This is a genomic window from Bordetella trematum (genome assembly GCF_900078335.1).
Taxonomy (GTDB): Bacteria; Pseudomonadota; Gammaproteobacteria; order Burkholderiales; family Burkholderiaceae_B; genus Bordetella; species Bordetella trematum.
Genome location: NZ_FKBR01000029.1, coordinates 1 through 799, shown reverse-complemented (window position 1 = coordinate 799; position 799 = coordinate 1). Strand labels below are relative to the sequence as shown.

General features: G+C 53.8%; 1 protein-coding gene. It reads left to right on the top strand.

Features of this window, described 5'->3' with window-relative positions; all coding sequences use genetic code 11:
* Positions 1 to 760: IS3 family transposase (locus tag A7V84_RS12295; RefSeq protein WP_063940006.1), on the top strand; the 760-nt coding region annotated here is incomplete at its 5' end.
* Between the last annotated feature and the right edge of the window lie 39 nt (positions 761 to 799).

Sequence of the window (799 nt, the reverse complement as noted above, 5' to 3'; positions counted from 1 at the left end):
GCTGGCCTGCGAGATGTTTCGCATCAGTGAGTCCTGCTACCGCTACGAAGCCAAACTCAAAACCGAAAATGAAGATATTGCGCAATGGTTGCTGCGTTTGACCGACAACCATCGGACCTGGGGCTTCATGCTGTGCTTTCTGTATCTGCGCAACGTGAGGGGCTTCGGTTGGAACCATAAGCGCGTCTATCGCATTTATCGGGCGCTGGAGTTGAACTTGCGGATTAAGCCGCGTAAACGCTTAGCTCGGCAGGTACCTCAGCCCTTGGCTGAGCCGGCGCGCATCAATGAAGTCTGGTCTATGGACTTTATGCATGACCAGTTGGCCGACGGTCGCAGCATCCGTACGTTCAACGTGATTGACGACTTCAATCGTGAGGCGTTGGGTATCGAAGTGGATTTTTCGTTGCCTGCCGAGCGGGTGGCCAGGACATTGGCGCAGATCATTGAGCAGCGTGGTCGGCCTTCAGTAATTCGATGCGATAACGGCCCTGAATACGTTGGGACAATATTGACGACCTGGGCACAGAAGCGTGGCATCAAGCTGGAATATATCCAACCTGGCAAGCCACAGCAGAACGCCTATATCGAACGATTCAACCGGACGGCACGTCACGAATGGCTATCCCAATATGAATGGGAAGACCTTGAACACGTCCAGGACCATGCCACCAAATGGATGTGGTCCTACAATCACGAACGCCCGAACATGGCCTTGGGCGGCATTACACCGAAACAGCGGCTGGCCATGGCCGCATAGTTTCTACTTTTGAAACCCGTGCAAAACGGGGGCATTACC